The sequence below is a fragment of the Sphingomonas sp. ABOLH genome (genome assembly GCF_003951715.1).
Taxonomy (GTDB): domain Bacteria; phylum Pseudomonadota; class Alphaproteobacteria; order Sphingomonadales; family Sphingomonadaceae; genus Sphingomonas; species Sphingomonas hankookensis_A.
The window spans coordinates 159008-183930 of the sequence record NZ_QQWV01000002.1; the positions used below are offsets into that span (position 1 = coordinate 159008).

Sequence of the window (24923 nt, forward strand, 5' to 3'; positions counted from 1 at the left end):
AGGTTCCACGTGGAACATTATTTGCCGATACAGAAGCGACCGAACAGATCGTCGAGAACCGGCTCGGTCGCGCGCATCCCGGTCAATGCCGCGAATGCCTGTACAGCATAGCGCAATTCCTCCGCCAACAACAGCGGGTCGTCCTGCATTGCAGCACGTTGGAGCGCAGCTTGTGCGACACCCGCATGATGCGCCTGCCGCCGGTTCAACGCCAGCTCGTCCACCTTCGGCAGCAGCGAGGCGGCTTCGCGACCAAGGGCGCCCCAGACCGTATCGATCCCGGCTCCGGTCGCCGCCGATACCGCAATGCGACCGTCCGCCCCCAGCGGATCGCGGACGTCCGATCGCGGGTAGAGCGAGATCACCCGCGCTGCGGCCGGCGGCGCGTCGTCCCCCAGCCACAGCACGATATCCGCCGCCGCGATCGACCCGGTCGCACGGTCGATGCCGATCCGCTCGATCGGATCGTCGCTGTCGTTACGCAGCCCGGCGGTATCGAGGAACAGCCACGCCATCCCCTCGCGCGTTACCGGAATTTCGATGACATCACGCGTCGTGCCCGCCACCGGCGACACGATCGCCGCCTCGCGCCCGACCAGTGCGTTGAGCAGGGTCGACTTGCCAGCGTTGGGCGGCCCCGCCAGCACCACGCGGATGCCATCGCGGAGCCGTTCGACCGGGGGCGCCGCCAGCGCCACCCCGATCGTGTCGGCCAAGACGCCTGCCCGCCCACGCAGATCGGCCAGCACCTCGTCCGCTGCATCGACATCGTCTTCGTCGGCGTGATCGAGCACCGCCTCGACCACCGCCGACAATTGGGTCGCCGTCGCGGTCCAGTCCGCCACCGCCCGCCGCAGCCGGCCGTCGCTGTTCGCCAGCGCCATCTGCCGCTGCGCCTCGGTTTCGGCCGACAACAGGTCGCCCAGCCCCTCCGCCTCGGTCAGGTCGATCCGGCCATGCGCCAGCGCCCGCCGCGTGAACTCACCCGGCTCGGCAGCGCGCAGTCCCGGCATCGCCGCCAGCGCCCGCTCGACGCTCGCCACCACCGCGCGACCGCCATGCAGGTGCAGTTCGACCAGATCCTCACCCGTGGCGGTCGCCGGCCCCGGAAACACCAGCACCAGTGCCCGGTCGAGCAACAGCTTATCCACAGGGTCGCGCAATGCCCTGACCGCCGCCCGACGCAGCGGCGGCAAGCGGCCTGCCAGCAGCGTCGCCGCATCCAGCGCCCCGCCCCCCGAAATCCGCAGCACGGCGATGGCGGCGGGCGGACGCCCGCTCGACACCGCGAAGATGGTGTCAGCCGCCACGACCCGCCGTCTCGAACATTTTGCGCCAGAAGGTCATGCCCGCCTCGCCCATCGGTGCCCAGCTCTTCATCATCTGGTCGAGCAGTTCGGGGCTGGCCCCCTTCTCCATCGTTTCGGTCAGCATCGCGACATAGCGTTCATGGACCGGCGTGAAGTCGGGCAGGCCCATCGCGCGACGCGCTTCCTCCGGCGTGCAATCGACTTCGACGTTGATCTTCATGGGCGGTTCCCCGGTTGGTTTGGGGCACGATAGGGGGAAAAGCTGTGGATGGCGATAAGGGTTGGGGACGCCCCCGCCGTACCACGTCACCCCAGCGAAGGCTGGGGTCTCTGTCCACAGGCGTGCCCCACCGTGCATACGACAACGCCCGCCTTTCCCTGTGGAAAAGACGGGCGGTTCGTTGTTGCCGGACGCGGGCGAAGCCCGCGTCGTCGGTCGGGGCGTTGCCCCGCCGGCCGGATCGTCGCGTCTCCTGCGACAGCATGTCGCCGGGCGCGCTCGATTACTGATTCATGCTGTCGAAGAAGTCTTCGTTGGTCTTCGAATTCTTCATCTTGTCGAGCAGGAACTCCATCGCATCGACGGTGCCCATCTGCATCAGGATGCGGCGCAGGACCCACATCTTGCTGAGCTTGGTCTTGTCGACCAGCAGTTCTTCCTTGCGCGTACCCGACTTGCCCACATCCAGCGCCGGGAAGATGCGCTTGTCGGCCACCTTGCGGTCGAGGACGATTTCCGAGTTGCCGGTGCCCTTGAACTCTTCGAAGATGACTTCGTCCATGCGGCTGCCGGTATCGATCAGCGCGGTGGCGATGATCGACAGCGAACCACCCTCTTCGATATTACGCGCCGCACCGAAGAAGCGCTTCGGCCGCTGGAGTGCGTTCGCGTCGACACCGCCGGTCAGCACCTTGCCCGACGACGGCACGACCGTGTTGTAGGCGCGACCCAGACGGGTGATCGAATCGAGCAGGATCACCACGTCCTTCTTGTGCTCGACCAGCCGCTTGGCCTTCTCGATCACCATTTCGGCGACCTGGACGTGACGCTGCGCCGGCTCGTCGAAGGTCGAGGAAATCACCTCGCCCTTCACGCTGCGCTGCATGTCGGTCACTTCTTCCGGACGTTCGTCGATCAGCAGGACGATCAGGAACACTTCGGGGTGATTGTCGGTGATCGCCTTCGCCATGTTCTGCAGCATGACGGTCTTGCCGACGCGCGGCGGCGCCACGATCAGCGTGCGCTGGCCCTTGCCCTGCGGGGACACGATGTCGATCACCCGCGCCGACTTGTCCTTGATCGTCGGATCGAGCTGGTCGAGCGTCAGCTTCTGTTCGGGGTACAGCGGCGTCAGGTTATCGAAATTGACCCGGTGACGCACCGCGTCGGGATCGTCGAAATTGACCGATACGAGCTTGCTGAGCGCGAAATAGCGCTCGCCGTCCTTGGGCGCGCGAACCTCGCCCTCGACCGTGTCGCCGGTGCGCAGGCCATGCTTGCGGACCTGGTTCGGCGAGACATAGATATCGTCCGGCCCGGCGAGGTAATTCGCCTCCGGGCTGCGCAGGAAGCCGAAGCCGTCCTGCAGCACTTCGATCGTGCCGACGCCCATGATCTGCTCGCCATTCTCGGCACGCGCCTTGAGAATCGCGAACATGAGGTCCTGCTTGCGCATCGTCGATGCGCCTTCGACGCCCAGTTCCTCGGCCATCGAGACCAGTTCGGCGGGCGCGTGTTTCTTTAAGTCTTTGAGATGCATCGGGGGGTGGTCCAGATCAGCGATGGTGAGGCAAGGTCGGCAAACGGGGCGGACGCAAGCGGCTGGGACGGGCGCACCGAGGACCGGGCGCCACTGTCGCTCGACCTAGGTGGCGGTCGCAGTCAAGTCAAGCAGGTGCGGTGGTTCAGCGCGCCGGTTCGACCTTCGTCACGCCCGGATCGAGCTGCGCGAACAGCGTCGTCTTCGCCAGTATCTGCCGGGCACAGGGCAAGGCCGCCGCGTCGAGTGCCGCCTTTGCTCCAGGCGCACGCCGGATCCGCTGCACCGACGCCACGATGTCGGTCGCAGGCGCAGCACCTTCAACCCGGCCGATGAAATAGACCATCCCGGCAGTCAGCATCGCCCGCTGGCTCGACGGCTCGGTTTCGAACGATTGCGAAATGCTGGCGATGCAGCGCAGATCGTTCTCGACCGCGGGCGTCGCCGCCTGCGCCGCGACCAACAGCCATGCCAGCATCACTTCTGGTTCCGCTTTTGAAGATGTTCTCCCCACTTCGCGAGCGACCCGCTAATCTCACGCAGCTTGGCTACGCAGCGCGGTCTGGCCGCCTGTATCTTCGTGTTTCCTTCAGCGTCGTCGATCAATCGAACAAGATGGGCTGGATAGTCGAACCCGGGTGCAGCATGGTCGATACGACCCATAAAGTACATAAATCCGCCTTGCAGGCCGCTTTGCTCCTGCGGAGGCGCCTTGTTCGCGGTTGCCGCGATAATAGCGAGGCAGGTCAGATCATCCTCGACCCCCGCCGGCAGCGGCGCTGATACCGCCTGAATCAACGCCAACGCTATCCACATCGCCCATCCCCCTTCAGAACGGTTTGACCACCGCCAGCACGACCGCCGCGATCGCCGCCAGCGCGGGCAGTTCGTTCGCCAGCCGCAATTGTTTCGGCGTCAGCGTCGGCCGCCCCGCCGCCAGCTTCCTCGCATAGCCGACCGCCCAGCCATGATAGCCGCTCAGCAGCACGACGACGAGCAGTTTGGCGTGCAGCCACCCCAGCCCGGCGCCGCCGTCGAACAACCCGACATTGGCCGCAAGCAACAGCCCCAGCACCCACACGACGACCATCGCCGGCGTCAGGATCATCCGCTTGAGCAACGCCTCGCGCCGGATCCAGCGCGGCGGCTCTGCCGGGTCGGACAGCCCCTCCTGATGATGGACCAGATAGCGGGGCAGCATGAACAGCCCGGCCATCCAGAAGATGACGAACACGATATGTGCCGCCTTCATCCACAGATAGGCGCCGCCCAGAAACCCGCTCATGCCCCGCGCACCCGGGCCAACAGCGCCTCGACATGCGCGATCGGCGTATGTTGGCCGATCCCATGGCCGAGGTTGAAGACATGGGGGCGTTCCGGAAAGGCGTCCAGCACGCGCATGATGGCACCGTCGAGCGCCTCTCCGCCAGCCAGCAGCGCCAGTGGATCGAGATTGCCCTGCACCGGCATTCCCGGCGGCAGGACGGCATCGGCCCACACCGGGTCGACCGTCTCGTCCAGCCCGATCGCATCGATACCGGTCTCGCGGGCATAGCGGGGCAGCTTGCCGCCCGCGCCCTTGGGGAAACCGATCACCGGCACACCGGGCCGGCGCTGATGCAGCGCATCGACGATCCGAGCGGTAAACCCGATCACCCAGTCGTCGAACTGCGCCGGGCTGAGGCTGCCGGCCCAGCTGTCGAACAACTGGACCGCTTCGACCCCCGCATCGATCTGCCCCACCAGATAATCGATGGTCAGGTCCGCAATCGCCTCCAGCAGACCGGCAAAGGTCGCCGGATCGCGATAGGCAAGGCTCCGGCTCGCTTCATGGTCCTTCGACCCCTGCCCCGCCACCATATAGGTCGCGACGGTCCAGGGTGATCCGGCGAACCCCAGCATCGTCACATCGGCCGGCAGACGGGCCACGGTACGCCGGACCGTCTCGTACACCGGATCGAGCCGGTGGAAGGGATAACCGCCCTGTGACAGGCCGGGAATGCCCGCCAGCAGCCCGTCGAGCAGCGGCGGGTTCAGCCGCGGCCCTTCGCCGGGGCCGAAGGTCAGGTGCTGCCCCATCGCCCACGGGATCATCAGGATGTCGGAGAACAGGATCGCGCCATCGAACGCGAACCGCCGGATCGGCTGCAGCGTAACCTCCGATGCCGCCTCCGGATCGGTCGCCAGCGCGAGAAAGCCGCCCTTCTCCGCCCGGAGCGCACGATACTCCGGAAGATAGCGTCCGGCCTGTCGCATGAGCCAGATCGGCGGGACGGCAAGCTTCTCGCCGGCAAGCACGCGGAGAAGCGGTTTCGTGGGGACAGGACCGGTCAGCGTCGTCGCTCTCTCTACTATAAAGTAGAATCTAAATGGGTGGTTGGAAGCAGTTGGGGCGTGGATAGCGGGGCTTATGGTGGATTACCCGAAATGCCAACAGATTGACCCTATGGGAGTCGCTCGAATCCGTCGATTCCAATGAAGCCATCCACACTATCCACAGGCTGTTGGCTGAATCGCTCCCTGTGTCGGGATTGTGGATAATCTGGGCATGAAACAGGGCTTTCCCACAGCTTGGCGGACCGGCCGAGTTGCGCTAGCCCCTGCCCCCGACTTATCCACAGCCTTGTGCAGAAAGGCGCCGATGCGACTGCACCTCCACCTCCTGTCCGACTCCACCGGCGAAACGCTGGAGAATATCGCCAAGGCGGCGCTGGCGCAGTTCGACGATGTCGACACGATGCGCCATTTCTGGCCGATGGTCCGTTCGGAAACCCATCTCGAACGCATCCTCGCCGAAATCACCGTCAATCCCGGGCTGGTGCTCTATACGCTGGTCAACCCGGCGATCCGGCGGATGCTGGAGGCGCGCTGCGCCGCACTCGGCCTGCCGATCGTCGCGCCGATGGATGCGGTCAGCAACGCGCTGTCCAGCCTGCTGGGACAGGAGGCCAAGGCGCGGCCGGGCCGTCAGCACAGCCTCGACGCCGCCTATTTCGCCCGGGTCGATGCGATCCAGTGGACCATCGCCCATGACGACGGCATCGCGTCGGAGGACTGGGAAGAGGCCGATATCGTGCTGGCCGGCGTGTCGCGTTCGTCGAAGACGCCGACGTCGATCTATCTCGCCAATCGCGGGTTCAAGACCGCGAACATTCCGATCGTGGTCGAAAGCCCGCCGCCGCCGATCCTGTTCACGCTTAAAAAGCCGCTGGTCGTCGGGCTGACCACCAGCGCCGACCGGTTGATCGCGATCCGGCGCAACCGGCTGTTGTCGCTCAACCAGATGCCCGACACCGATTATGTCGAACAGGATGCCGTGATACGCGAACTGTCCTATGCCCGGCGGATGTTCGCCGACAATGGCTGGCCGGTGATCGACGTTACCCGCCGCTCGATCGAGGAAACGGCGGCGGCGATCATCACCCTGTGCAACGACCGCAAGCTGGAGGCCCGCGCATGAGCTTCATCCTCGCCTCGATGAGCGCCACCCGCCGTGCGATGCTCGACGCGGCCGGCATTCCCCATGACGCGATGGCCAGCGGGCTGGACGAGGAAGCGGCCAAGGCGGCATTGGCGGCCGAGAACCTCAAACCCCGCGACCTCGCCGATGCGCTGGCGGAGATGAAGGCGATGCGCGCCGCCACCCGCGTCGGCGGGGCGATGGTGCTGGGTGGCGATTCGGTCGTCGCGCTGGCCGATGGCACCGTGCTCGACAAGCCGGTCGACCGCGCCGATGCCACCGCGCATCTCCGCGCCCTGTCCGGCGGACGCCACGACCTGTTCAGCGCGGCGGTCTTCGTCGAAGGGGGCCGCCCGGTGTGGCGGCATATCGGCCATGCGAAGCTGACTGTCCGGCCCTTGTCCGATGCCTTCATCGACTCCTATCTCGATGCCGAATGGCCCGCGATCGCCGGCTGTGTCGGCTGTTTTCGGATCGAGGGGCCGGGTGTGCAGCTGTTCGACCGGATCGATGGCGACCATTGGACGATCCTCGGCATGCCCTTGCTCGAAATCGCGCGCTATCTGCGCCAACGGGGAAAATTGCCCGCATGAAACCCTATGCGGAGGTGATCGGCGACCCGATCGCCCACTCCAAATCGCCGCTGATCCACGGCTTCTGGCTCGACCAGTTGGGACTCGATGCCGAGTATCGAAGGTTCCACGTGAAACCTGACGATCTCCGAGCCTATTTCGAGAGCCGCCGTACCGACCCGCACTGGCGCGGGTGCAACGTCACCGTGCCGCACAAGCTGGCCGCGCTCGACCATGTCGCCGATCCCGGCGACGTGCGCGGTTCGATCGGCGCGATCAATACCGTGTTCCGTGGCGAAGGTGGTGACTGGATCGGCACCAATACCGATTCGGCGGGGTTCCACGCCCCGATCGCCGGTCTCGACCTGACGAAACAGCCGGTCGCGGTGATCGGTGCGGGCGGCGCGGCGCGCGCGATCCTGTTCGCCTTGTCGCGGCTGGGTGTCGGACGCGTGACCTTGCTGAACCGCAATCCGCTGAAGGCAGCGGCGTTGCTGTCGACCTTCGGCCTGAAGGGCGACGCCTTGCCGCTCACCGCTCCCCTGCCTGCGGCGAAGCTGCTGGTGAATGCCAGCACGCTCGGCATGACCGGTCAGCCCCCGCTGGAAATCGACCTGGCACCGCTGCCCGAAGATGCGGTGGTATATGACGCGGTCTACGCCCCGATCGAGACACCGCTGCTGGCACAGGCCCATGCGCGCGGGCTCGATACCGTCGACGGCCTCGAAATGCTGGTCGGGCAGGCGGCACTGGCGTTCGAACTGTTCTTCGGAGTCGCCCCGCCGCGCGACCGCGACGACGCCTTGCGGGAACGGTTGCTGGCGTGAGCGATCCGCGATCGAACCGTACCCTCGCGCAGGCGGGGGTCCAGAGTACCACGCGCAACCGCCGCGTTGCTTGGCCCTGGATCCCCGCCTGCGCGGGGATACGCGAGTGAGACGCCCATGACCCACATCCTCGGCCTCACCGGATCGATCGGCATGGGCAAGTCGACCGTCGCGCAGATGTTCCGCGACTTGGGCGTGCCGGTGTTCGATGCCGACGCCACCGTCCATGCGCTGCAAGGCCCGGACGGCGCGCTGCTGCCCGCGATCGAAGCCGCCTTCCCCGGCACCACCGGCCCGACCGGCATCGACCGCCCGACCTTACGCGAACGGATTTTCGCCGATCCGGACGCACGCCGACGCCTCGAAGCGATCGTCCATCCGGCCGTCGCAGCCGAGCGGCAACGCTTCCTCGACGCCCATCGCGAAGCCCCGCTGGTCGTGCTCGACGTCCCCCTCCTTTTCGAAACCGGCGGCGACTCGCGCTGCGATTCCGTAGCGGTCGTCTCGGCCGCACCCGAGGTTCAGCGCGCCCGCGTCCTCGCCCGCCCCGGCATGACCGAGTCGGCGTTCGCAGCGATCCTCGCCACCCAGATGCCCGACGCCGAAAAGCGCGCTCGTGCCCAACATCTTATCTACACCGATACGACACTCGCCGCGACACGGGCGCAGGTCGCCGCGCTGGTCGCTTGCATGGGGCTCCGCGAAGGCGGATAAGGTGGGAATGCGTGAAATCGTGTTCGATACCGAAACCACCGGCTTCAAATTTTCGGAAGGCGACCGACTGGTCGAAATCGGGTGTGTCGAACTGGTCAACCGGGTCGAAACCGGCGCCACCTTTCACGCCTATTTCAATCCCGGCCGATCGATGCCGAAAGAGGCGGAGGCGGTCCACGGCCTGTCCGATGCGTTCCTTGCCGACAAGCCGGCGTTCCACACCGCGATCGACGACCTGCTCGCCTTTATCGGCGACAGCCCGCTGGTCGCGCACAATGCCAATTTCGACTTCGGCTTCCTGAACGGCGAACTGGGCGCATGCGGGCGCGATGCGATCTGCCTGAGCCGCATGGTCGACACCCTCGCCATCGCGCGCAGCCGCCATCCCGGCGCCAAGCATACGCTCGACGCGCTGTGCGTCCGCTTCGGCATCGACCGCAGTCGCCGCGTGCTGCACGGCGCGCTGCTCGACGCGCAGCTGCTGGCGCAGGTCTATGTCGAGCTGATGGGCGGTCGCCAGATCGGCTTCGGCCTCGACGCCACGCCGACCCTCGTCGCGGAAGTGGTGGAGACCGTTGCCCCCTCGCGCGTCCGCCCGCCGCGCCAGTTTTCGGCCAGCGCGGCCGAACTCGCCGTCCACGCCGCGTTCGTCGGCACATTGAAGGACCCGTTATGGGGCCAGTCGCCGACCTGAGGCGTTGACACCACCCGCTTTGAGCGGCTCACAGGATTTCACAACGACGGAGGATTACATGGACATCCGGGTTTCGGGGCACCAGGTCGACACCGGGGACGCGCTGAAGGAGATGGTCCAGGAGCGACTCCAGGGCATCGCCGACAAATATTTCCAGCGCGCGATTTCGGCGACCGCGACGTTCAGCAAGGGTCCGCACGACAATGGCTTCGTGTGCGACATCGTCTGCCACGTCACCCAGGGCCTCGTCCTCAAGGGGCATAATAGCGGACAGGAGGCGCAGGGCGCGTTCGTCGGTGCCGCCGACAAGATCGAAAAGCAGCTGCGTCGCTACACCCGCCGCCTGAAGGACCGCAACGCCGCGCAGGTCGTGGCGATGAACGAGGCCGGCGGGTACGACAATGGCTTCGACAATGCCGGCTACACCGTGTTCGGTGGTCGCGAGCAGGAAGAGGAAGAGGTCGCCGACGCGCCCCTCATCATCGCCGAGACCCGGGTCGATGTGCCCGACGCCAGCGTGTCCGACGCGGTGATGATGCTCGACCTGCGCAACACCAACGCGCTGCTGTTCAAGAACAGCGGCACCGGATCGTTCAACATGGTCTATCGCCGCCATGACGGCACGATCGGCTGGGTCGAACCCAATCGCGCGGCCTGACTTGTACGATTTCCATGATCTCGTGACATCTGAAACGGTGCTGGCGGACGTGTCCGCCGGCACCCGCAAGGCATTGTTCGCGCATATCGCCTCCGTCGCGCAGGACGCGGCGGGGGTCGATCCGAAACTGGTCGCCGACCGCATGGCCGACCGTGAGAAGCTGGGCACCACCGCGTTCGGCGGCGGCATCGCCATTCCCCATGCCCGGATCGACTGTCCCGACAGCGTCTTCGGCATCTTCGTGCGGCTGGATCGCCCGATCGATTTCGCCGCGGTCGACGAATTGCCGGTCGACCTGATCTTCGCGCTGTTCTCGCCGCTGGATGCGGGCAGCGACCATCTGAAGGCTTTGGCACGGGTGTCGCGCGCGCTGCGCGACGCGGCGTTCCGGGCCAAGCTGCGCGGGGCCGGGTCGGCCGACGCGCTCTATGCGCTGCTATCGGGTGTCGAGGCGCGTGACGCAGCCTGATGTGCCCGCCGGGGAAGCGGCGCATTTCCGGGCATTGGAGGCGCTCTATGCTGCGGCGCCGATCAACCGGCTGTTCGATTCCCGGCTGGAGATCGTCTCCGCCGGGGTGGCGCGCATCCATTTCAGCATCGACGAACGCCATTTCCATGCCGCCGGCGCGGCGCATGGCACGACCTATTTCAAGATGCTCGACGACGCCGCCTTCTACGCCGCCAACAGCCTCGTGACCGATCGCTTCCTGCTGACCACCGCCTTCAACCTGCTGCTCCAGCGGCCGCTCGGCCCTGGCCAGGTCATCGCCGAAGGGCGCTGGGTATCCGGCAAGCGTCGCGTGTTCATCGCCGATGCGCATCTGATCGATGCCGATGGCGAGGAAGCGGCACGCGGCACCGGAACCTTCATGAAAAGCCGGATTCCGCTCGCCACCCTGCCCGGCTACGCCCAGCCATGAGCGACTGGCCGACGGCGCTGCGCGTCAACGCCTTCGCGCGCGCCGTCGAGGCAGCCGGCGGGACCGCCATGGTGCTGGCGCGGGGGGACCGCGAATCGGGCGTCGTGCTGCTGCTGGCGATGGATCGCGACGGCACCGCTCGCCTGTTCGAGCGCGAACGCGATCTCGACGGTCGTGCCCGGATCGTGCAGCGCAAACCCGATCTTGTGGGTGAAGCCGCGCTGACCGACTATTGGCAGGGTCGCCGCCGCAACGATCCCGATTTGTGGGTGATCGAGGCGATCGTCGCACGCCCCGAACCGCTCGCCGCTGAAACCCTGTGGGCCGATTGACGGCGAGACTCGTGCACCCCTAAGCGCTGTGCATCGGAGACAAAGCGCTGGGCCGACCGGGTTGGGTCGGTGGCGTAGTCGGGGGCAAACGCCAAAGTTGCATGTGGCCATAGGTTCCACGTGGAACGTGTGTTGGCGCAGGTCGACCGCAAGCTAGTGACGACGGATGAAGCTGCGCTTCCCGATGGTGGTGCTTGCCGCCATGACCCTGTTCGCCGGACTGCCCGCTGCCGTATCGGCAGAGGAAGCCTCGCCCGGTTCCGTCACTAACCTGTCCGTCCCGGCAAAGGTTCCCGTCCGCTTCGCCCCTGCCCAGGAAATCGTACAGGACATTGCGGCCAAGCCCGAGCCGGCCGACGATGCGGTCGACCCGACCGATGCCGACTATGCCACGCTGGCCGCCGCCGTCGCCGCACAGCCCGCCACGACCGACGACGAAGAACTCAACTGCGTCGCGATCGGCGTCTATTATGAATCGAAGGGCGAACCGTTGACCGGCCAGCTCGCCGTCGCCGACGTCATCCTCAACCGCACCAAATCGGGCCGCTTCCCCGCCTCGGCCTGCGGCGTGCTGACCCAGCGCAGCCAGTTCTCGTTCGTGAAGGGCGGTCGCCTGCCCGATGTCGACACCAGCCGCCCGGCGTGGAAGACCGCGGTCGCCATCGCCCGCATCGCCCGCAACGACCTGTGGAAAAGTCCGGCAGAAGGCGCGCTGTTCTTCCACGCACGCCGCGTCAGCCCGAACTGGGGCAAGACCCGCGTCGCCTCGCTCGGCAACCATATCTTCTACCGCTGAGCCGACCACTCTTTCCTTGTTCGCATAATGTTCCTATACTCCACCGATGGCCAGTATCGCCCTCGGTGCCCGACCCCTCGCCCCTGATACCCATCCGCTGATCGCGGCGGAGGTCGCGCGCGGTGTCACGCGCATGTTGCTGGCGCATGATCTGACCGCGATGGCGGAGGTTCCGCTCGACGGCGGGCGGCGTGCCGACCTGATGGCGCTCGATGCGCGCGGGCAGATCGTCATCGTCGAGATCAAGGTATCGCGCGCCGACCTGCTCGGCGACGGCAAGTGGACTGATTATCTTAGGTCTTGCGACCGCTATTTCTGGGCGGTGCCGGCCGGGTTCGACGTGACGCCGCTATCGGGCGAGGCGTTCCTGCCCGAACGTACCGGAATCATCGTCGCCGACCGCTATGAAGCGACGATCCTGCGCGAGGCGTCGACCACCCCCCTGCCCGCCCATGTCCGCAAGCGCTGCACCCTCGCCTTCGCCCGCCGCGCCGCCCGCCGCCTGATCGGCGCGGTCGACCCCGAAGCGATCCAGGGCTTTTAGCATGTTCCTCTCCCATCGGGAGAGGGAGGGAGGCGCGCAGCGCCGCAAGGGTGAGGGCGACCCGGGGGAGACGAAGCGCCGTCCGGCGTGACAAACTGCGCGCGAGTGTGAACTTAGTGAACTTTGGAACGCGTCAGGACAATATATCCACGGATTGCAACGACTTAGCGACTTCGATCAAAACCGCCGCCACAGCGCCCCGGCGGCCCAGCCGAACCCGACCGACAACAACACCGCCGCCAATCCGTACCACAACGACGCCTCGTTCGCGGCGATCGCCACGAAGCGTTCGAACCCCGACTTGCGAATCTCGATATCGCGCACCGCCGCCGCCAGCACGCGCCCGTCGCGGATCAGGAAGGTTTCGGCGGTGAACTTGCCCACCGGCACCCGTGCGGGAATGGTAATCGACGCGCGGTACAGCACGTCGTCGGTGATCTCGACCGCGTTCGGCGTCTCGCGGTACAGCCCGGCGCGTTCGCGCAACGCCACGAACCCCCTGGCGAACCGCGCCTGATCATCGGCCGACGTGCCGGCGGCAGGCGACAATTGCAGGCTGTCCAACCCCAGCTCATAGATCGCGCGCGTCCGCTCATCGACCATCTGCTCGATCGGTCGGGCCGAAGCGATGGCGTAGAAGGACGGGGCCGAGCGATAGCGCATCCGGTCGGCATTGACCCAGATGCCCGCCACCTTCTCCTTTTCGCGCACCACGATCGATTCGGGCGGCCCCTTCACCACCACGACGATGTCGGCCGGCCGGTCGCCCTGCGGCACCCGCCCGCCGGGATACAGGATCGCGCCGAACAGCAGCAGTTCGGCCCCGGTGAACGAATAGGCGATCTGCACGTCACGGGTCGACACATCGGGCACCAGCACCGGGGCCGCCGCGCCCATCGCCAGCGGCGCCAGCAGCGCAAGGGTCAGCGCGCGCCTCATGCCGGCTGCACCGTATAGATATCGTCGGGCCGCCACCCCAGCCCCAGCGCCATGCGGAACGCCACCGCCAGCACGATGATCGCCAGCGCGAGGCGGAGATATTCGGGCTTCGCCTTCTGCGCGAACCGCGCGCCGATCTGCGCGCCGGTCACCGATCCGACCAGCAGCAGCACCGCCAGCACGATATCGACCGCCTTGGTCGTCAGCGCATGGACCATCGTCGATGCGGCGGTGACGAACAGGATCTGGAACAGCGAGGTGCCGACCACCACCCGCGTCCCCATGCCCAGCAGGTACAGCATCGCCGGCACCAGGATGAACCCGCCGCCGACCCCCAGCAGCACGGTCAGCATGCCCGTGGCGAACCCCAGCAGCAGCGGCGCGAGCGGCGAGATGTACAGCCCCGAGGCATAGAATCGCCAGCGCAAGGGGAGAGCCGCGACCAGCGGATGGTGCCGCCGCCGTGCCGCCCGCGGCGGGATCGCCCCGCGCAGCACGCGCACCGCGCCGATCGCTTCCTTCAGCATCAGACCGCCGATCGACCCCAGCATCACCACGTACAGGATCGCGATGACGGTATCGATCTGCCCGCTGGCCTGTAGCAGGCGGAACACGCCCGCGCCTGCCACCGACCCCAGCACGCCGCCCGCGACCAGCACCCAACCCATGCGGAAATCGACCCCGCCGCGGCGCAGATGCGCGAACACGCCCGACACGCTGGCCCCTGTCACCTGGCTGGCGGCGGACGCGGCGGCGACGGTCGGCGGAATGCCGTAGAAGATCAGCAGCGGCGTGGTCAGGAACCCGCCGCCGACCCCGAACATGCCCGACAGAAACCCGACCCCGCCGCCCAGCAGCACGATGACCAGCGCATTGACCGACAGGTTGGCGATGGGGAGGTACAGGTCCATGGGCCTCCCGGTTACCGCGTTCGGGAGCGCCGTGCCACCCGGCGCGTCAAAAGTCGCTGCCGATCGTCAGCGCCGGTCCCGACCCCGGCGCCGCGTTACCCCCTACCCTTTGCCGCCAGTCGAGCGACACTCGTACCGCGCCCCGCCCGACCGGCAGCGACGCGACGGCGGACGGCCCGATATCGACCCGCGCCCCCTCCCGCTGCGCCCCGCCCCAGCTGCCGATCCCCAGCCGGAGCGCGCTGCGCCCGATCCTCGCCACCGGATGCAGCACCCGCGCCGCGCCATCGGCATAGGGTTCGATGCCGTCGCGCGCGACCGCGCCCGCCTGCCCATAGGCTTCCAGCGCCAGGTCGCCCGGCAACGCCCGGTCGATCCCGGCGATCACCCCCATGCCGGTCCCGCTGCCCCCGCTGTCGAGCGCCACGCGCCGTTCGACCACCAAGGCGACCGGCACCGGCAGCGGCCGCCATTCGATGCCCAGCGCCGCTTCGCGTCCCAGACCCGCCAGCGGGGTCGCCACCCGCGCCGCGACCGCCGCCTGCCCGTCCGGCGTCACCGGCAGGCGCAGCCGCATCCCGGCCTGCCCGCCGCCCAGCTGCACCGGACCGCCGCTCGCCGCGCCCGGCCGGGCAAGCGCCCACAGGCTGACCGTCATTGGCGGTCCGGCGGTAGGGGGCACCGGCGGCGACAGGATCGGCGCGGCACCACGATCGATCGGCTCGGCCGAGGCGAACCCGACCAGCGCCAGCAGCGCCAGCCGTACCCGGTCCGGTACACCGGCCGGCGCATTTGCCGTGCCAGCCATGGTCGGCACCGATCGCGTGCCGACTGCGACCCTGGCCGGCATCGCAATCCTCTGTTCGCGCATCTGTTGTGCGATGTGACGACCCGGCGGAGCGGCAGCGATCGGCGACACCGGCTCCGCCCCCCGCCCGCCCGGCAGCACGATCCGTACCCATCGGTCCGGCGGCAACCCTTCGGGCCACAGCAGCGCCACCCGCATGCCGACCCAGCCGACCGTGACCAGCGCCAGGAACCGCAGCGGCCGTCCGCGTGCCCGGCTCATCGATCCGGCAACCCGGCGATGTCGGGGAAATGATGCGCGGTCTTGTCCCAGCGCAGCGGCCGTCCGCGCAGCGTCGCGGCGTAGCGCACCACCGCCCGCCGCGCCGCGAGCAACGCGACCAGATTGCCGACCAGCATGCGCGGGATCGACCGCCATGCCTCGTCCCGACCATAGGCGCGGCGGACCAGGGCCCAGCGCATCGCCGTCCGCCACACCAGCAGGCACAGGTTGATCGCCAGCACCAGTTGCAGCGCCGGATCGACCACCGGTGCCACGCTGCCGCGCACGGCGTGCAGCATGCCGCTCGCCCCCCACGCGACCAGCGCGCAATAGGCTACCGCCAGCACAGGGATAGCCAGGATCGCCCGCCGGTCGCGCATCCGCATCCAATGGTCGTGCAGGCCCCCGCCCGCCTGCCACCCGATCCGGTCCCATCCGGCAAGGGCAATGCCGGTCATCCACCGCGCCTTTTGCCGGACGGCGGCGTCGAGCCGTGCGGGGAAATAGGCGCGCACCGCCACCGGCGGTCCGCCCGCATCTTCCAGCACCCGCACGAACATCCCGCGCCCGCCCAGCGCCCGGACGGTCAGCCCCAGTTCGTAATCCTCGGTCAGACTGGTATCGTCGAACGGCAATCCGCCGCGCCGCTCGGCGATGCGCGCCAGCATGTCGGCCGAAATCGCGCAGCCGACCCCGGCCAGCGGCAGCTCCGCCCCCAATGCGCCCCGCACCGGCAGCTGCCGGCCATGCGCCTCGGCAAACTCGTCGATATAATGGCCCGATACCCAGCGTGATTCGCGATCGGCCAGCGGCAGGACCGGGACCTGCACCGTATCGGCCCTGCGCAACAGGTGATCGTACACTCGCAGCTCGCCGGGATGGACCACATCCTCGGCATCGTGCAGCACCATCGCGGTAAACGGCCGCCCCTCCGCCGCACCATCGGCCATGACGGCGCGCCACAAGGCGTTCAGGCAATCGGCCTTGGTCGTCGGGCCGGGATGCGGCGTCAGCGTCAGCCGTACCCGGTCGTCCTCGGTCGCGACCGCGACGATCGCGGCAATGGTCGCCCGGTCGTTGGGATAGGCCCCGACATAGAGCCGCCAGTCGGGATGATCGAACCGCGCCAGCGTCGCGCGCAGCATCGCGCCGATCACCGCCGCTTCGTCCCATGCCGGCACCAGCACCGCGATCCGCCCGCTACATCCCGCCACCGGGAAATCGGCCAGGGTAGCCTCGGACGTGCGCCGCCACCATCGGTGCAGCGCGCGGACCAGGAACGCGCCATCGACCGCCAGATCGTCCAGCCCGCCGATCAGGAACCCGACACCGGCAAACAACATGGTTTCGCGCGCAATCGCGTCGATCCACGCGATGACCGCGTCCATCCCCGTTCCCCCGGAACCTGCCCCGGAACTTATCGTATAACGACGCGGTGCAGCGGAACAAGCAATTCGCCGCCGCCCCTCGTGTGTTCATCCTTAATATTTATCGATGACGATTGAACCGGCGGGGACTCGGGACGTTGGCGCAAACGGTCCTAAATCCCCTTTCGGGACTGGTGCCCCGCGCACCGGCCGCGCCGAGCGTATCGACGGCGCGGCCGAACCGGGCCTTACCAATAGAAGTTGCGGATCACGTCGACCACGCGTCCGCGCCGGTAATCGACCAGCACGACGTCGTTATAGTGCCGCACCCAGCGCTGGGCCCCCCGCGCGGGCGGCAGGCGATAGCGGCCCGGATCGGCGATCCAGTAACGCTGCGCATAATAGGGGCGACCGATCGCCAGCCCGGGGCGGAAGCTCTGATAGCGGAACGGCGCATTCCAGTTGCCGCGCGCATAGAGGTTGCGATGCCCCTGACGATAGGCGCGCCAGTCGTTCCGGCCCCATGCCCGTTCGCGCAGGTTCTGCCGATATTCCCACCGCGCCCGGTTCAGTTCGCGGCGTTCCTCGCGAATGTCGCGCGGGCTGCCATAGCGCAGCGCCTGGCGATATTCGCGCCGTTCCTCGCGAATATCCTGCCGGTCGCGGCGCAGTTCGTGGCGCGACTGCGCCATGGCGGGCGTGGCGACGGCGGGGAGGGCGACAGTGGCGGCCAGCGCCGCCAGGATGATCTTTCGCATCGGGATTGCTCCTTTCCTCGTGATGAGGATGCAATGCCCGAGTCCCGCTGAACGCTCCGCGAATGCGATCGTCAGGGTTTTGAAAGGCTTGGCGGACGAGCTTCCGGAAGAAAGCCGTCACCCCGGACCTGATCCGGGGTCCCGCTTCTTCCTTCCGCCGCCTGCTACGTTTGTCCGACGGCCGCCGAAACCGCGCCGCAACCCTTACTGGTTCGGCCCCGGCCCGCCGGTCCCCGGCGCGCCGACCGTGCCGATATTGCCGAACAGGTCGCGGAAGAAGTTCGATTCGCGGCCCAGCGTCGGGGTCTTCTTGTCCCACGGGCTGATGCCGACCACCTGGTCGACGCCGGTGCGGTCAATCTTGGTGACGTTGCCCGCCTGGTCGAACGTGATCTTCAGCGTCGTCTGGTCGACGGCGCGCGGGCGGTTGAATGCCAGGTTGCGGCTGTCGCGCGACAGATAGAACCATTCGCGGTCGGAAAACTGGCCGACAAAGGTCGGGGTGCCCAGCGTCTGCAACACCGACTGGCGGGTATCGACGCCCGGCTGCACCGCGTTCACCAGATCGGGGTCGATGACATATCCCTGATGGCTGCGCAGCTTCGTGCAGCCTCCCAGGCCCGCCGCGGCACAGGCGATCATCAGCGCCACGGCGCCACGGGTGGGGAAGCGAACCATAAAATCTCCGTCCAGCGAACGCGCGACCGGGCCCCTCGCGATTGCATCGCGCGGCCATGCGTTCAATATGACGGACCCGCGCCATCCACAAGCGCGCCCTTCATCTGCCCGGAGAGTCATGCCGCTATCCCGCCTGTTCCGTCGCGAACCGCCGCCGCGCATTGCCGCCACGCTGTATAACGCGGTCGTGGCACGCGGGCGGCAGCCGCACTGGTATCTGGCCGGCGCGGTGCCCGACACGCTCGACGGCCGGTTCGACATGATCGCCGCCGTGCTGGCGATGGTGATGCTGCGGCTGGAGCGCGAAGGGGCAGGGGCCGTGCCCGCCGCCAGCCTCGCCGAATGTTTCGTCGACGATATGGACGGACAGCTGCGCCAGATCGGGTTCGGCGACATGGTCGTCGGCAAGCATATCGGGCGGATGATGGCGGCGCTGGGCGGGCGGCTGGGCGCCTATCGCGACGGGCTGGCCGACGGCACGTTCGAAGCGGCGCTGGTGCGCAACCTGTATCGCGGCGACGCACCCGCCCCCGACGCCCTCACCCATGTCGCGACCGAATTGCGCGCCTTCCGCGCCGCGCTGGACGGCGTGGCTATCGACGACCTTCTTGCCGGAACCCTGCCATGACTCCCGAATTCCACCGTCCCGTCCGCATCGACCAGATCGGGGAGGGGGAGATGCGCCAGCATATTTCCGCCGACACCGACGAACGCCGCCGGCTGATGGGCCGCTTCAACCTGCTCGAGCTCGATTCGCTGGAGGCAGACTACAGCCTGCGCCGCGACGCCGCCGGTATCGTCGCCACCGGGCGCCTGACGGCACAGGTCGCGCAACCCTGCGTCGCCAGCGGCGAACCGGTGCCCGAATCGGTCGACGAAGCCTTCACCCTGCGCTTCCTGCCCGAAGGCAGCGTGGAGGGCAGCGATGTCGAGCTGGACGACGATGCGATGGACACGATGTTCTACACCGGCGCATCGATCGACCTCGGCGAAGCGGCAGCGGAAACGCTGGCGTTGGCCCTCGACCCCTATCCCCGCAGCCCCCATGCCGAAGAAGCCTTGCGCGCCGCCGGCGTGCTGAAGGAGGAAGAGGCGGGACCGATGTCCGCGCTGGGCGGCCTCAAGGACCTGCTCAAGAAATAGGTTCACGCGAAGGCGCGGAGAGGAAGAGAGCAAGCTGCGAAGCAGCCCTTACTCTTCGCCATCACCGGGCGCGACGTCTCCCGAACGCGCGCCGCTCGCCAAGTATATAACCCCTCCGCGTCTTCGCGCCTCCGCGCGAACCCCTAAATGCCTTCCTTCGCGCCCTTCGCGCCTTCGCGTGAACCAAAAATCCCCCGCGCCAGCAGCGATGCGATGACATCCGCCACGTCCTCGGGCGACCGATCCTCGTCCCACACGCCGTAGCGCAGGCCCAGAAACACGTTCATCCCCATGATCGCCCAGGCATGCACCTCGGCCTGCGCATCCTCCGGCCCGGTGCGAATCCGCGCCGCGATCCGTTCTGCCGTGGTCGAATAATGCCGGCGAAAGCTCGCCGGATCGACGAACTCCGCCTCGTCGATGATCCGGTAGATTTCCTTGTGCGTCCGCACGAAGCGGATGAATTCCAGCAACCCCGCGCGCTCCGCCGCGATGCGCCCGTCCGCCCCGCGAATCGCCGGGGCGACATGATCGCGCACCTGCGCCGACATGTCGGCGACCAGCGCGCGGAACACCGCGTCCTTCGAATCGAAATAGGTGTAGAAACTGCCCAGCGCCACGCCAGCGCGGCGGGTGATCCCGCTGATCGATCCTTCGTGAAACCCCTTTTCCCCGAACTCGGCGGCGGCGGCGTCGAGGATGGCGCGCTGCGTCCGGCGACCGCGTTCGGTGCGCGGCATCTTGTCCACCGGCACGTTCCCGTCCGGCCCGGCAGCGTCGGTCGCCATGTTTTTCTCCTCTCCCCACGGGCATAAGTTGAAACCCGGTTCAGCTTTCAGTATAGCGAAGCGCAACGGCGTACAACCCGGCCAACGGGTGGCGTTCATGTCAGGGAGAGGTCGATGCGTCGCACATTCGGAATCCGCGCCAGTCTGTTGATGGGAGCGGCGCTCGCCGCATCGCCCGCGCTTGCGCAAACCACCGAAACCCCGCCCGCAGCCCCCGCCGACTCGGCCTCGGTGGTCGAGGATCAGGGCGACGGCGACATCGTCGTCACCGCGCGGCGGCGCGCCGAAAGCGTCATCGACGTGCCGATCGCCATGTCGGTCGTGACCGGCGACCAGCTGGAGCGCACCGGCGCGGTCGATATCACCGCCTTGCAGGACAAGACGCCCAACCTGACGCTGCAGATCGCGCGCGGCTCCAACTCGACGCTGATCGCCTTCAGCCGCGGCGTCGGGCAGCAGGATCCGCTGTGGGGCTTCGAACCCGGCGTCGGCCTGTATCTCGACGATGTCTATGTCGCCCGGCCGCAGGGCGCGGTGCTCGACATTTTCGACGTGGAACGGGTCGAGGTGCTGCGCGGGCCGCAGGGCACGCTCTATGGCCGCAACACCATCGGTGGCGCGATCAAGTACGTCACCAAGCGGCTGGGCAACGACTATGCCGCCACCGCCCGCGCCTCCTACGGCTCGTACAACCAGTTCGACCTGGTCGGGCAGGTGACGGTGCCGATCGGCGATACCTTCGCGATCGGCGGCGCGATCGCCCGCTACAAGCGCGACGGCTATGGCACCAACCTGACCACCGGCGCCGACCAATATGACAAGGACGTGCTCGCCGCGCGTGTCTCGGCGGAATGGACGCCGACCGATGCGATCTTCGTGCGGGTGGCGGGCGACCGCACGCTCGACCGGTCGAACCCGCGCCACGGCACCCGCCTCGTCGGCAACGGCAACGACCCGCGCTACGCCCCGACCGGCAATGTCTATGACACCCGCGCCGGCATCGGCGACCGCAACCGGGTGGTGGCGCAAGGGCTGTCGCTGACCGGCGAGTTCAGCTTAAGCGACCTGCTGACCTTCAAATCGATCAGCGCCTATCGCGAAGGCGCCACCAACACCGTCATCGATTTCGACAACACCGCGCTGCCCACGCTCGACGTGCCGGCGGAATATGACGACAACCAGTTCACGCAGGAACTGCAACTGCTGTTGCAGGGCGACCGGGTGCAGGGCGTCGTCGGTCTCTATTACCTCAACGCCACCGCATCGGGCGCGTTCGACACGGTGGTCGGCGGCCTCAACCTCACCACGCTGACCTCGGGCGAGGTCAAGACCAAAAGCTATGCCGCGTTCGGCGACATCAGCTTCGACGTGACCGACCGGCTGAAGATTTCGGGCGGCCTGCGCTATACGAAGGACGACAAGACCGGCACGGTGTTCCGCCGCAACTATGCCGGCATCCGCAGCCCCCGCTTCGGCAATGCGAACGCGGTGCCCGGCCTGATCCGCACCGATTACACCAACGACCGCAGCTTCGACCAGTTCACCCCGCGCGTCTCGATCAGCTATGAGCCGCGCCGCGACCTGAACCTGTACGCGTCGTGGGGCAGGGGGTTCAAATCGGGCGGGTTCGACATGCGCGGCGACGCGGTGTTCACCCCGACGACCGTCAATGGCTACGACCCCGAAAAGATCACCAGCTACGAAGTCGGCATGAAGGGCGCGTTCCTCGACCGCACCCTGTTCCTCAACATGGCCGGCTATTATTCGCGCTACACCGACCAGCAGGTCACGATCCAGGTGCCCAACATCGCCGGCGGCATCGCCAGCTTCGTCGATAACGCCGGCAAGGCCGACATTTACGGGCTGGAGATCGAGGGGCGGATGGTGCCGTCGCGCAATTTCTCGGCACAGGTGTCGTTCGGCTACACCAATGCCGATTACAAGGAATTCCTGACCTTCATCGGCGGCGGCACCACCCCGGTCGATGTATCGAACCAGCGCGTGTTCCAGAATACGCCCGAATTCACCGCCGCCGCATCCTTCACCTCCTCGACCGACTTTGCCGGCGGATCGCTGTCGGTGACGCCCGAAGTCACGTTGCGCAGCGACTATGCGCTGTTCGAAATCCCGACGCCCGCACTCGACCAGGACGGCTATGCGCTGGTCAACGCCGCTGCCAACTGGATTTCGGGCGACGGCCGCTACCGGCTCGGCATGGCGCTGCGCAACCTGACCGACCAGCGCTACCGGGTGGGCGGCTACAACTTCCCCGGTGCGGTCTTCGGCAATTCGATCATCGGCTATTACGGCCCGCCCCGCACCGCGACCGCAACGTTCGAAGTGAAGTTCTAACCAAAGCTCCTCCCCACATCGTGGGGAGGGGGACCAGCCGCAGGCTGGTGGAGGGGCAGGGCCGCGATCGCTGACGTAGCGTGTGGGGCAATGCCCCTCCACCATGCTACGCATGGTCCCCCTCCCCGCGGAGCGGGGAGGATTTAGAGGGACGACATGAAAAACCCCCGCATCACCCTCGCCATGTTGCTGCTAGTCTACAGCTTCAACTTCCTCGACCGGCAGATCCTCTCGATCCTGGCGCAGCCGGTGCAGCGCGACCTCGGCCTCGACGACGGGCAGATGGGGATGCTGGGTGGCCTCGCCTTCGCCGCGCTCTATTCGACGCTGGCGATCCCGCTCGCGCTGATCGCCGACCGCACCAGCCGCACCTGGGTCATCACCATCAGCCTCGCGGTATGGAGCGGCTTCACCGCGCTGTGCGGCGCGGCGCAGAATTTCACGCAGATGTTCCTGTTCCGCCTGGGCGTCGGCGTGGGGGAGGCGGGCGGCGTTGCCCCGTCCTATGCGCTGATCGCCGACACCTTCCCGCCCGAACGCCGCGCCCGTGCGCTCGCCATCTACTCGCTCGGTATCCCGCTCGGCGCAGCGGGCGGTGTGCTGCTCGGCGGCTATATTGCGCAGGCGGTCGAATGGCGCACCGCCTTCTACACGGTCGGCATCGCCGGCCTCGTCATCGCGCCCTTCTTCCGCTGGATCGTGCAGGACCCGCCCCGCGTCGCCGCCAGCGCCGACCGCATCCCCGTCGGCCGCGTCTTCGGCATCCTCGCGGCCAAACCCGGCTTCTGGCTGCTGGCGTTCGGCGCAGCGGCGGGATCGACCTGCGGCTATGGCGTCGGCTTCTGGCTGCCCAGCCTGATGATGCGCAGCTTCGGCCTCGACCTCGTCCAGTCGGCCCAGTTCATCGGCGCGCTGCTGCTGAGCGGCGGGGTGGCGGGCATCCTGCTCGGCGGGGCGCTCGGCGACCGGCTGGGCGCGCGGAACCGGCGCTGGTACGCGCTGCTGCCGGCGCTGTGCTACATACTGGGCACGCCGTTCTTCATCGCCGGGGTATTGTCGAGCAGCTGGATCGCTGCCTTCGCGCTGTTCGTGATCCCGCAGGCGCTGGTCTATGTCTGGCTCGGCCCGGTCCTGACCGCCGTCCAGCATCTGGTGCCCGCCCACATGCGTGCCACCGCTTCGGCCTGTTTCCTGCTCATCAACAACCTGATCGGGTTGGGCTTGGGCAGCTGGTTCGTCGGCCAATTGTCGAAGGCGCTGACCCCGACCTATGGCAACGAATCGCTCCGCTACGCCATCGCGGCGGCGCTGTGCCTGTATCTGGTCGCCGGCGCGCTGATGGCACTCGCCAGCCGCCGGCTGGGGCGCGATTGGGTGGCGTAGCAGCACCGACGCCCCCACCCGTATCCCCGCGAAGGCGGGGATCCAGACTATGCCATTACGGGAAAACCCAATTTGGAGAACGTATCCCCGCGAAGGCGGGGATCCAGAGCCAGGCAATGCAACGTCACGTTCGAAACCCTGGACCCCCGCCTGCGCGGGGGTACGGGATCAAGCGAACTACCGCTCCCGCGTCGCCGCGAACGCCACCTTCGAATAGCGGTCGGCAATATACCCGACCTCCCACGCGCTTTTCGCCAGGAACACCGGATTCCCGTCCCGATCCTTCGCCATCGCCGAGCGATGCAGATCGGTGAACGCCTTCAAATCCGCAGGATCGGCCGCCGACACCCAGCGTGCGGTTTCGAACGGCGCCATTTCCAGCCCCGCCGCGACTTTATATTCGACCTCCAGCCGGCTGAGCAGCACTTCCAGCTGCAACTGTCCGACCACCCCGATCACCCAGTTCGACCCGATATCGGGATAGAAGACCTGCGTGACGCCTTCCTCGGCCATGTCGTCCAGCGCCTTGCGCAACTGCTTGGTCTTGGTCGGGTCCTTCAGCACCACGCGCCGCAGGATTTCCGGCGCGAAGTTCGGCAGCCCGGTAAAGCGCACATCGGCCCGCTCCGACAGCGTATCGCCGACCCGGAGCGTCCCATGGTTCGGAATACCGATGATATCGCCCGGATAGGCCTCATCCGCCAGCTCGCGTTCGCGCGCGAAGAACAGGATGGGGGAGTGGATCGCGATCGGCTTGCCATGGCCGGTCGGGGTCAGTTTCATGCCGCGCTTGAACGTTCCCGAACACAGCCGCATGAACGCGATGCGGTCGCGGTGGTTCGGGTCCATGTTCGCCTGCACCTTGAACACGAAGCCGGTCACGCGGTCGTCGGTCGGATCGACCGCGTGACCGGCTTCGTGTTCAAGGTGCAGGCGAACATCTGTCTC

Annotated in this window: 30 protein-coding genes; 15 read left to right on the forward strand and 15 right to left on the reverse strand. The window is 67.3% G+C overall.

Annotated features, from left to right (window positions below; translation table 11 throughout):
- Positions 1–17: 17 nt before the first annotated feature.
- From mnmE to hemE, 7 genes are all read right to left on the reverse strand, one after another.
- The gene (gene mnmE, locus CA237_RS01735) at positions 18–1310 is read right to left on the reverse strand and encodes a tRNA uridine-5-carboxymethylaminomethyl(34) synthesis GTPase MnmE (RefSeq protein WP_126012520.1); all 1293 of its coding nucleotides are present in this window, start codon (positions 1308–1310) and stop codon (positions 18–20) included.
- The gene (locus CA237_RS01740) at positions 1300–1530 is read right to left on the reverse strand and encodes a DUF6489 family protein (protein WP_066692592.1); all 231 of its coding nucleotides are present in this window, start codon (positions 1528–1530) and stop codon (positions 1300–1302) included. The genes mnmE and CA237_RS01740 overlap by 11 nt, the downstream gene beginning before the upstream one ends.
- Positions 1531–1813: 283 nt before the next feature.
- Entirely contained in the window at positions 1814–3070 is a 1257-nt protein-coding gene (rho, locus tag CA237_RS01745) for a transcription termination factor Rho (protein ID WP_066692595.1), read from the reverse strand.
- A 145-nt stretch (positions 3071–3215) separates the two neighbouring features.
- The gene (locus tag CA237_RS01750; protein ID WP_066692597.1) at positions 3216–3548 is read right to left on the reverse strand and encodes a hypothetical protein; all 333 of its coding nucleotides are present in this window, start codon (positions 3546–3548) and stop codon (positions 3216–3218) included.
- On the reverse strand, positions 3548–3886 hold the full coding sequence (locus tag CA237_RS01755) for a hypothetical protein (protein WP_066692598.1): 339 nt from the start codon (positions 3884–3886) through the stop codon (positions 3548–3550). Before CA237_RS01755 ends, CA237_RS01750 begins: the two co-directional genes overlap by 1 nt.
- A 13-nt stretch (positions 3887–3899) precedes the next feature.
- Positions 3900–4355: a CopD family protein gene (locus tag CA237_RS01760; protein WP_066692600.1), complete on the reverse strand. Its 456-nt coding sequence runs from the start codon at positions 4353–4355 to the stop codon at positions 3900–3902.
- The gene (gene hemE / locus CA237_RS01765) at positions 4352–5404 is read right to left on the reverse strand and encodes a uroporphyrinogen decarboxylase (RefSeq protein WP_198158596.1); all 1053 of its coding nucleotides are present in this window, start codon (positions 5402–5404) and stop codon (positions 4352–4354) included. The genes CA237_RS01760 and hemE overlap by 4 nt, the downstream gene beginning before the upstream one ends.
- A 307-nt stretch (positions 5405–5711) precedes the next feature.
- Here hemE and CA237_RS01770 point away from each other — a divergent pair, with 307 nt between their 5' ends.
- The 11 genes from CA237_RS01770 (at position 5712) to CA237_RS01820 (ending at position 12587) form a co-directional block, all read left to right on the forward strand.
- Positions 5712–6530: a pyruvate, water dikinase regulatory protein gene (locus CA237_RS01770; RefSeq protein ID WP_066692608.1), complete on the forward strand. Its 819-nt coding sequence runs from the start codon at positions 5712–5714 to the stop codon at positions 6528–6530.
- Positions 6527–7123, forward strand: a complete 597-nt coding sequence (locus CA237_RS01775; protein WP_084401709.1) for a Maf family protein — start codon at positions 6527–6529, stop codon at positions 7121–7123. The genes CA237_RS01770 and CA237_RS01775 overlap by 4 nt, the downstream gene beginning before the upstream one ends.
- Positions 7120–7929 (forward strand): shikimate dehydrogenase, encoded by an 810-nt coding sequence (locus CA237_RS01780; RefSeq protein ID WP_066692610.1) that lies wholly within the window; start codon positions 7120–7122, stop codon positions 7927–7929. The genes CA237_RS01775 and CA237_RS01780 overlap by 4 nt, the downstream gene beginning before the upstream one ends.
- Positions 7930–8046: 117 nt before the next feature.
- Complete coding sequence (gene coaE, locus CA237_RS01785; RefSeq protein ID WP_126012523.1) at positions 8047–8643, forward strand: dephospho-CoA kinase; 597 nt, start codon at positions 8047–8049, stop codon at positions 8641–8643.
- A 7-nt stretch (positions 8644–8650) separates the two neighbouring features.
- Positions 8651–9337: a DNA polymerase III subunit epsilon gene (gene dnaQ, locus CA237_RS01790; RefSeq protein ID WP_066692621.1), complete on the forward strand. Its 687-nt coding sequence runs from the start codon at positions 8651–8653 to the stop codon at positions 9335–9337.
- Between the two features lie 58 nt (positions 9338–9395).
- Positions 9396–9995: a ribosome-associated translation inhibitor RaiA gene (gene raiA / locus CA237_RS01795; protein WP_126012526.1), complete on the forward strand. Its 600-nt coding sequence runs from the start codon at positions 9396–9398 to the stop codon at positions 9993–9995.
- A gap of 1 nt (position 9996) precedes the next feature.
- The gene (locus CA237_RS01800; protein WP_066692627.1) at positions 9997–10464 is read left to right on the forward strand and encodes a PTS sugar transporter subunit IIA; all 468 of its coding nucleotides are present in this window, start codon (positions 9997–9999) and stop codon (positions 10462–10464) included.
- Complete coding sequence (locus tag CA237_RS01805; protein WP_066692629.1) at positions 10424–10915, forward strand: PaaI family thioesterase; 492 nt, start codon at positions 10424–10426, stop codon at positions 10913–10915. The genes CA237_RS01800 and CA237_RS01805 overlap by 41 nt, the downstream gene beginning before the upstream one ends.
- Positions 10912–11247, forward strand: a complete 336-nt coding sequence (locus CA237_RS01810; RefSeq protein ID WP_066692630.1) for a DUF1491 family protein — start codon at positions 10912–10914, stop codon at positions 11245–11247. Before CA237_RS01805 ends, CA237_RS01810 begins: the two co-directional genes overlap by 4 nt.
- Positions 11248–11413: 166 nt before the next feature.
- A complete protein-coding gene (locus CA237_RS01815) occupies positions 11414–12043 on the forward strand; it encodes a cell wall hydrolase (RefSeq protein WP_126012529.1) in 630 nt (209 codons plus the stop codon).
- Positions 12044–12089: 46 nt separating this feature from the next.
- On the forward strand, positions 12090–12587 hold the full coding sequence (locus CA237_RS01820) for an MmcB family DNA repair protein (RefSeq protein WP_066692631.1): 498 nt from the start codon (positions 12090–12092) through the stop codon (positions 12585–12587).
- Between the two features lie 177 nt (positions 12588–12764).
- Here CA237_RS01820 and CA237_RS01825 read toward each other — a convergent pair whose 3' ends face one another.
- The 6 genes from CA237_RS01825 to bamE all read right to left on the reverse strand — a co-directional run bounded on the left by CA237_RS01825 (position 12765) and on the right by bamE (position 18309).
- Positions 12765–13526, reverse strand: a complete 762-nt coding sequence (locus tag CA237_RS01825; RefSeq protein ID WP_066692633.1) for a TIGR02186 family protein — start codon at positions 13524–13526, stop codon at positions 12765–12767.
- A complete protein-coding gene (locus CA237_RS01830; protein WP_066692636.1) occupies positions 13523–14437 on the reverse strand; it encodes a sulfite exporter TauE/SafE family protein in 915 nt (304 codons plus the stop codon). The genes CA237_RS01825 and CA237_RS01830 overlap by 4 nt, the downstream gene beginning before the upstream one ends.
- 46 nt (positions 14438–14483) lie before the next feature.
- A complete protein-coding gene (locus CA237_RS01835) occupies positions 14484–15506 on the reverse strand; it encodes a hypothetical protein (RefSeq protein ID WP_126012532.1) in 1023 nt (340 codons plus the stop codon).
- Positions 15503–16894: a glycosyl transferase family protein gene (locus tag CA237_RS01840; RefSeq protein ID WP_126012535.1), complete on the reverse strand. Its 1392-nt coding sequence runs from the start codon at positions 16892–16894 to the stop codon at positions 15503–15505. The genes CA237_RS01835 and CA237_RS01840 overlap by 4 nt, the downstream gene beginning before the upstream one ends.
- A 227-nt stretch (positions 16895–17121) precedes the next feature.
- The gene (locus CA237_RS01845; protein WP_066692644.1) at positions 17122–17631 is read right to left on the reverse strand and encodes an RcnB family protein; all 510 of its coding nucleotides are present in this window, start codon (positions 17629–17631) and stop codon (positions 17122–17124) included.
- Positions 17632–17835: 204 nt separating this feature from the next.
- Positions 17836–18309 carry an outer membrane protein assembly factor BamE gene (gene bamE, locus CA237_RS01850; protein ID WP_066692842.1) on the reverse strand — a complete coding sequence of 158 codons (474 nt, stop codon included), beginning with the start codon at positions 18307–18309 and terminating at the stop codon, positions 17836–17838.
- A 118-nt stretch (positions 18310–18427) separates the two neighbouring features.
- On the opposite strand from bamE, the gene CA237_RS01855 reads away from it, so the two are divergent.
- Together CA237_RS01855 and CA237_RS01860 are read left to right on the forward strand one after the other, a co-directional pair.
- On the forward strand, positions 18428–18937 hold the full coding sequence (locus CA237_RS01855) for a ubiquinol-cytochrome C chaperone family protein (RefSeq protein WP_066692646.1): 510 nt from the start codon (positions 18428–18430) through the stop codon (positions 18935–18937).
- Positions 18934–19452 (forward strand): YceD family protein, encoded by a 519-nt coding sequence (locus tag CA237_RS01860; RefSeq protein ID WP_066692648.1) that lies wholly within the window; start codon positions 18934–18936, stop codon positions 19450–19452. The genes CA237_RS01855 and CA237_RS01860 overlap by 4 nt, the downstream gene beginning before the upstream one ends.
- 143 nt (positions 19453–19595) lie before the next feature.
- Here the strand turns inward: CA237_RS01860 and CA237_RS01865 are convergent, their stop codons facing one another.
- Positions 19596–20240 carry a TetR/AcrR family transcriptional regulator gene (locus CA237_RS01865; RefSeq protein ID WP_066692656.1) on the reverse strand — a complete coding sequence of 215 codons (645 nt, stop codon included), beginning with the start codon at positions 20238–20240 and terminating at the stop codon, positions 19596–19598.
- 114 nt (positions 20241–20354) lie between these two features.
- On the opposite strand from CA237_RS01865, the gene CA237_RS01870 reads away from it, so the two are divergent.
- Both CA237_RS01870 and CA237_RS01875 read left to right on the forward strand, forming a co-directional pair.
- Entirely contained in the window at positions 20355–22592 is a 2238-nt protein-coding gene (locus tag CA237_RS01870; RefSeq protein WP_126012539.1) for a TonB-dependent receptor, read from the forward strand.
- Positions 22593–22748: 156 nt separating this feature from the next.
- Positions 22749–23975 (forward strand): MFS transporter, encoded by a 1227-nt coding sequence (locus CA237_RS01875; RefSeq protein ID WP_066692661.1) that lies wholly within the window; start codon positions 22749–22751, stop codon positions 23973–23975.
- A 177-nt stretch (positions 23976–24152) separates the two neighbouring features.
- On the opposite strand, the gene CA237_RS01880 is transcribed toward CA237_RS01875, so the two are convergent.
- On the reverse strand, positions 24153–24923 hold a 771-nt coding region (locus CA237_RS01880; RefSeq protein WP_241215408.1), incomplete at its 5' end, for an EF-Tu/IF-2/RF-3 family GTPase.

Excerpts from the sequence above, each read along its gene's own strand:
- CA237_RS01860 (WP_066692648.1), top strand. The coding sequence starts at position 18,934 with ATGACTCCCGAATTCCACCGTCCCGTCCGCATCGACCAGATCGGGGAG.
- raiA (WP_126012526.1), top strand. The coding sequence starts at position 9,396 with ATGGACATCCGGGTTTCGGGGCACCAGGTCGACACCGGGGACGCGCTG.
- CA237_RS01805 (WP_066692629.1), top strand. The coding sequence starts at position 10,424 with ATGCGCTGCTATCGGGTGTCGAGGCGCGTGACGCAGCCTGATGTGCCC.
- CA237_RS01755 (WP_066692598.1), bottom strand. The coding sequence starts at position 3,886 with ATGTGGATAGCGTTGGCGTTGATTCAGGCGGTATCAGCGCCGCTGCCG.
- CA237_RS01770 (WP_066692608.1), top strand. The coding sequence starts at position 5,712 with ATGCGACTGCACCTCCACCTCCTGTCCGACTCCACCGGCGAAACGCTG.
- CA237_RS01825 (WP_066692633.1), bottom strand. The coding sequence starts at position 13,526 with ATGAGGCGCGCGCTGACCCTTGCGCTGCTGGCGCCGCTGGCGATGGGC.
- coaE (WP_126012523.1), top strand. The coding sequence starts at position 8,047 with ATGACCCACATCCTCGGCCTCACCGGATCGATCGGCATGGGCAAGTCG.
- CA237_RS01835 (WP_126012532.1), bottom strand. The coding sequence starts at position 15,506 with ATGAGCCGGGCACGCGGACGGCCGCTGCGGTTCCTGGCGCTGGTCACG.
- CA237_RS01875 (WP_066692661.1), top strand. The coding sequence starts at position 22,749 with ATGAAAAACCCCCGCATCACCCTCGCCATGTTGCTGCTAGTCTACAGC.
- CA237_RS01870 (WP_126012539.1), top strand. The coding sequence starts at position 20,355 with ATGCGTCGCACATTCGGAATCCGCGCCAGTCTGTTGATGGGAGCGGCG.
- dnaQ (WP_066692621.1), top strand. The coding sequence starts at position 8,651 with ATGCGTGAAATCGTGTTCGATACCGAAACCACCGGCTTCAAATTTTCG.
- bamE (WP_066692842.1), bottom strand. The coding sequence starts at position 18,309 with ATGGTTCGCTTCCCCACCCGTGGCGCCGTGGCGCTGATGATCGCCTGT.
- CA237_RS01760 (WP_066692600.1), bottom strand. The coding sequence starts at position 4,355 with ATGAGCGGGTTTCTGGGCGGCGCCTATCTGTGGATGAAGGCGGCACAT.
- rho (WP_066692595.1), bottom strand. The coding sequence starts at position 3,070 with ATGCATCTCAAAGACTTAAAGAAACACGCGCCCGCCGAACTGGTCTCG.
- CA237_RS01840 (WP_126012535.1), bottom strand. The coding sequence starts at position 16,894 with ATGGACGCGGTCATCGCGTGGATCGACGCGATTGCGCGCGAAACCATG.
- CA237_RS01775 (WP_084401709.1), top strand. The coding sequence starts at position 6,527 with ATGAGCTTCATCCTCGCCTCGATGAGCGCCACCCGCCGTGCGATGCTC.
- CA237_RS01855 (WP_066692646.1), top strand. The coding sequence starts at position 18,428 with ATGCCGCTATCCCGCCTGTTCCGTCGCGAACCGCCGCCGCGCATTGCC.
- CA237_RS01815 (WP_126012529.1), top strand. The coding sequence starts at position 11,414 with ATGAAGCTGCGCTTCCCGATGGTGGTGCTTGCCGCCATGACCCTGTTC.
- CA237_RS01810 (WP_066692630.1), top strand. The coding sequence starts at position 10,912 with ATGAGCGACTGGCCGACGGCGCTGCGCGTCAACGCCTTCGCGCGCGCC.
- CA237_RS01740 (WP_066692592.1), bottom strand. The coding sequence starts at position 1,530 with ATGAAGATCAACGTCGAAGTCGATTGCACGCCGGAGGAAGCGCGTCGC.
- CA237_RS01865 (WP_066692656.1), bottom strand. The coding sequence starts at position 20,240 with ATGGCGACCGACGCTGCCGGGCCGGACGGGAACGTGCCGGTGGACAAG.
- CA237_RS01750 (WP_066692597.1), bottom strand. The coding sequence starts at position 3,548 with ATGCTGGCATGGCTGTTGGTCGCGGCGCAGGCGGCGACGCCCGCGGTC.
- CA237_RS01780 (WP_066692610.1), top strand. The coding sequence starts at position 7,120 with ATGAAACCCTATGCGGAGGTGATCGGCGACCCGATCGCCCACTCCAAA.
- CA237_RS01845 (WP_066692644.1), bottom strand. The coding sequence starts at position 17,631 with ATGCGAAAGATCATCCTGGCGGCGCTGGCCGCCACTGTCGCCCTCCCC.
- CA237_RS01830 (WP_066692636.1), bottom strand. The coding sequence starts at position 14,437 with ATGGACCTGTACCTCCCCATCGCCAACCTGTCGGTCAATGCGCTGGTC.
- CA237_RS01820 (WP_066692631.1), top strand. The coding sequence starts at position 12,090 with ATGGCCAGTATCGCCCTCGGTGCCCGACCCCTCGCCCCTGATACCCAT.